This window comes from Sphingomonas sp. SRS2 (assembly GCF_000971055.1).
In the GTDB taxonomy this organism is placed as follows: Bacteria; Pseudomonadota; Alphaproteobacteria; order Sphingomonadales; family Sphingomonadaceae; genus Rhizorhabdus.
In genome coordinates this window covers 1-3,633 of record NZ_LARW01000028.1, presented here as the reverse complement: position 1 = coordinate 3,633, position 3,633 = coordinate 1, and the positions used below count along the sequence as shown (strand labels likewise).

Genomic DNA, 3,633 nt, shown 5'->3' with positions numbered 1-3,633 from the left:
CGGTCGGGCTACGCCCTCCCTACGCCGCGCTCAGCGCAAGCTGGCGCCTCACAACAACGTTACCCGATCCCGCAAGGGGGTCCCTTTTAGACGCCTATCGGGGGTCCCGTTTGCACGCCGATTGACATACAGGACGATGATATCGACCTTACCGGCGGCCACATCGGCAAGCAGGCGCTTCAACCCCGGCCGCTGCATATTGCCACCGGAGAAGCCACCATCATCATAACGGTCAGGGAGCAGCGTCCAGCCCTCGTGGCGCTGGCTGAGCACGTAGGCCGAGCAGGCATCGAACTGGGCATCCAGGCTGTTGTATTCCTGATCCAGCCCATCCTCGGTCGACTTGCGCGTATAGACCGCGCAGCGGAGTTTCGGTCCGCGACGATCCTCAGCCACGATTCGTCAACCCGAAGAAGCGAGGCCCCGACCAATGGGCCCCCGTAACCTCGCGCGCGATGGCGGATAGCGAAGCATAAGGCCGGTCCTGCCAGATGAAGCCTTCCTCCAACGCTTCGACCGATATGGTTTGGCCATTCCACTCGCGCACGAAGCGGGTGCCGGGCCGGACTTCGATGGTCGGCCTGTTCTGCTGACCCTCGGCGGATGGGGTCCGCTTCAGCTCCCGGAGGACTGCGGCAGGCAATCCGCCATAACGGCGCTCCTGGAGGCGATAGGCGACGAGCCGTCGTATCAGGTGATCGGGAATCGCGGCCGGCTCGCCATCAATCAGGCGCTGACATTCCTCCCGGAGCTGCGCCGACGACATGGTCGTCAGCGCAGCGATCTGCTTCTCAATCTTTCCCATGATCAAGCGCCGGCGAGGATTGAGTAGCAGGTCGCGCCGTCGCGGGTGGCCTTGTCGAGGACATGACCCTTCTTGCGCAGGCCGGTAGCCAACCTCGTAGTCTTCCATGACGTGCTCCTGCTTCAAGAGCATCGCATCTGGACCGCGCCGCCCCCGATTTCATTCACGACAATGCGCGGTTATTTCTGTGAACCAGCGCTCAAGGAGCGCCGGTTCATCTCAGTCGAACACATGCTGGACTTGACTGAAGGTCGCGCCCGAACCGTCCAGCACGGCCTCGTCACCGGTTGCCTCCTGCCAGCGCCGAATGGCAACATCGACATAGCGTGGATCCAGTTCGACAGCCCGTGCCCACCGGCCGGTCTGCTCTGCCGCCAATATCGTCGTGCCCGAACCCGAAAAGGCATCGAGGACGATACCGCTCCGCCTGGAGCAGTCGCGAATTGCATCAGCGATCATTGCAACAGGCTTGACCGTCAGCCCGCCAGTGCACACATCGAGCAAATATCCGTGCATCACCGGGTCGGCGCCGTTGGTGGGGTCGGCGATCAAAAGCCGGTGGAGGTCCGAGGCGGTCACCTCCTCACCGTTGCGATTCCTTCGATGGAGCCAGCCAATACTGGACGGGTCGAACTGAAAATGAGGGGAGGCATGGTGCATGGGAAATCTCCTGATACAACACCATCGCACACAAGGGTGAACCCAAGATCAATCTACGGAATTTTCCCATCCCCACGATTCTGATTCCCTGTTCGCCGGCATGACCTTCCCAGTTCGGTGGGCGGGGAATTCCCTGTTTTTTTATGACTGTGTTTGCCTCGAGACGCCTGAAACGCAGGTTTTCTGGCGCTTTCGCTGGACCGCCGAGCATTTGGGCGCAAAGGTTTCCCTGTTTTTGCGGTTAACTGGGAAATCGCTTCACAGACCGGTCCGCTCCGGACTGCGTCGCGCACCATTTTCCTTTGAAAACAAAGGACTTTTTTCCGGGCTTTGGCGCAATTTGGCGCGCTGCTAACTTCTGACCACGGTCAGAAGCGCGGTCCAGGGCGATGTCCCCGCCTTGGCTCAGCGGTCAGTCTATCTGTCGTTGCAAATGCGGATAGAAAATGCCGGTTTTCTGCGGAGAGGGTGGTTGGTTTCCGTTCCCTCATCCGCAAGCTCCCGTCAGAGACCGAGGCCCTTCGCGGCGTAGTGCGACCCCGTCACCGCGTCCTTCCGCTATCCGATATCGGCGATCATCGACTTTACCGCCATGAAATGAAAATGACGCGGGTTTGGACATGCTGACGCTGAGCTTACCGCGCATGAGCGGGTTGCTCTGCTGCGTAGCCGGTCGTTCCTACATATTAACCCCTATATACGCCCCATCGGACTGCCTTAAAAATCGACCAGACGCGGGCCGACGAGTCCGCTCGGGAAATTGGGGGAGCACGCCGTGGCGAACGACAGCGTCTTAATTTTCGGAGCTGCCGGGCATATCAGCCTGCCGCTCGCCCGCTGGATCCGGTACAAGTCTCCCGAGACGAGGTTGCGTCTCGTCTCGCGCAGCGCCGATCAGCGCCAGCGACTCCAAGTCGAGTTTCCCGACGCCGAGGTAATTTCAGCAGACTATCTGGACCCGGCCAGCATGGCCGCTGCTCTGGAAGGGGTCTCCGCCGCCTTCATCGTGACGCCGGATTTTCTCGATGAGCAAAGAGCGATGGAGATTCTATGTGCCGAGGCGAAATCTACGCCGACGTTGCGGCAGATAGTGCGAATTCTCGGGAATCTTCCTTATACCAAGCTCGGTGATATCCCCGAGAAATGGCGAAGCGTTGGCGGCACGCTGACACAGCATCACGTGGCGAGAGCGGTTCTGGACGGCAGTGGGTTACCGGTAACCTACCTGAACATGCCCGCGTACCTCATGGACGATCTGGTCAGATGGAGTGGGCCGATCCGCGAACATAGCGTGCTCTTGATGCCCTATGATCGCCGACACAGCTGGGTTGACCCGGCAGAAGTCGGGCAGGCGGCTGCAAACATCATTCTCAGCCGCGACGATCGGCATATCGGCCAATATTATGACGTTGAAAGTGGATACGAAGTTCTGCGCTTTGGCGACGTCGCAAATATGTTGAGCGATGTCCTGCATCGTCAAATCGATTATAACGACAGCCCAGAGACTTGGAGATCCATGGTCGGGTCGCGCTATAGGGCCATGTTCGGCGATCACGGCGACGAATATTTCCTGGCCTTCTACCACTTTGAGCAGACACATGAGTTTTCCGTCCGCAATAGCAATGTTCTCGAAACCTTGCTTGGCCGCCCGCCGACCTCCTTACGGTCTTGGATGATGTGCAACGCGAACGCTGTGCTTCCACGATGACAATGGGTTGTTAATCAGCCGCGTTCACCGCACGGAGATCGAGAGCCGTTCGTCCATATTGGGTAGACCGTGCGAAAAACATCATGGGCGTGGACGACGCCCTTTACCGGGCAAGAGTGTAGAAGATCTCGCTATTCAAGAGCTCTCTGATTTTCGAGACGATGACCTTGGAGTAGCCGTTCTTCTACGGTGAGCCGGGCAGATTTCGATGTTCTTTGCGCCCACGGATGTGATGCATCCCTGCTCGGCTTTGGCGATGAATGCCGGCCATCTAACCTGATGTGCCGGAAGACCCGGCATGTGATGAAAGATCGGGTGGTGGTCGATCACATTAGCTGAAGTCAGCGTGCCGTTGACCCGGATCTTAAGACGCGCGCGCCTCTTATTTAGGTGCGAGGCTAGTGTATTCACCGCCACATCAGAACTGATTTCGCAAAAATGCGGGTTTACACCTATTGTA

At 58.5% G+C, this 3,633-nt stretch carries 5 protein-coding genes; 1 reads left to right on the top strand and 4 read right to left on the bottom strand.

The features are described from left to right. Positions 1-48: 48 nt before the first annotated feature. From WP12_RS00190 to WP12_RS26290, 3 genes are all read right to left on the bottom strand, one after another. Positions 49-396, bottom strand: a complete 348-nt coding sequence (locus WP12_RS00190) for a recombinase family protein (protein ID WP_046191754.1) — start codon at positions 394-396, stop codon at positions 49-51. Further along, positions 389-805 (bottom strand): DUF2924 domain-containing protein, encoded by a 417-nt coding sequence (locus WP12_RS00185; protein ID WP_046191753.1) that lies wholly within the window; start codon positions 803-805, stop codon positions 389-391. Before WP12_RS00185 ends, WP12_RS00190 begins: the two co-directional genes overlap by 8 nt. Before the next feature lie 219 nt (positions 806-1,024). Beyond that, positions 1,025-1,465, bottom strand: a complete 441-nt coding sequence (locus tag WP12_RS26290; RefSeq protein WP_084690886.1) for a DNA methyltransferase — start codon at positions 1,463-1,465, stop codon at positions 1,025-1,027. A 775-nt stretch (positions 1,466-2,240) separates the two neighbouring features. On the opposite strand from WP12_RS26290, the gene WP12_RS00175 reads away from it, so the two are divergent. Further along, positions 2,241-3,173: an SDR family oxidoreductase gene (locus WP12_RS00175; RefSeq protein ID WP_160299103.1), complete on the top strand. Its 933-nt coding sequence runs from the start codon at positions 2,241-2,243 to the stop codon at positions 3,171-3,173. A gap of 135 nt (positions 3,174-3,308) precedes the next feature. Here the strand turns inward: WP12_RS00175 and WP12_RS25630 are convergent. Beyond that, positions 3,309-3,633, bottom strand: a 325-nt coding sequence (locus tag WP12_RS25630) for a hypothetical protein (RefSeq protein ID WP_235398777.1), incomplete at its 5' end; no start/stop codon positions are given.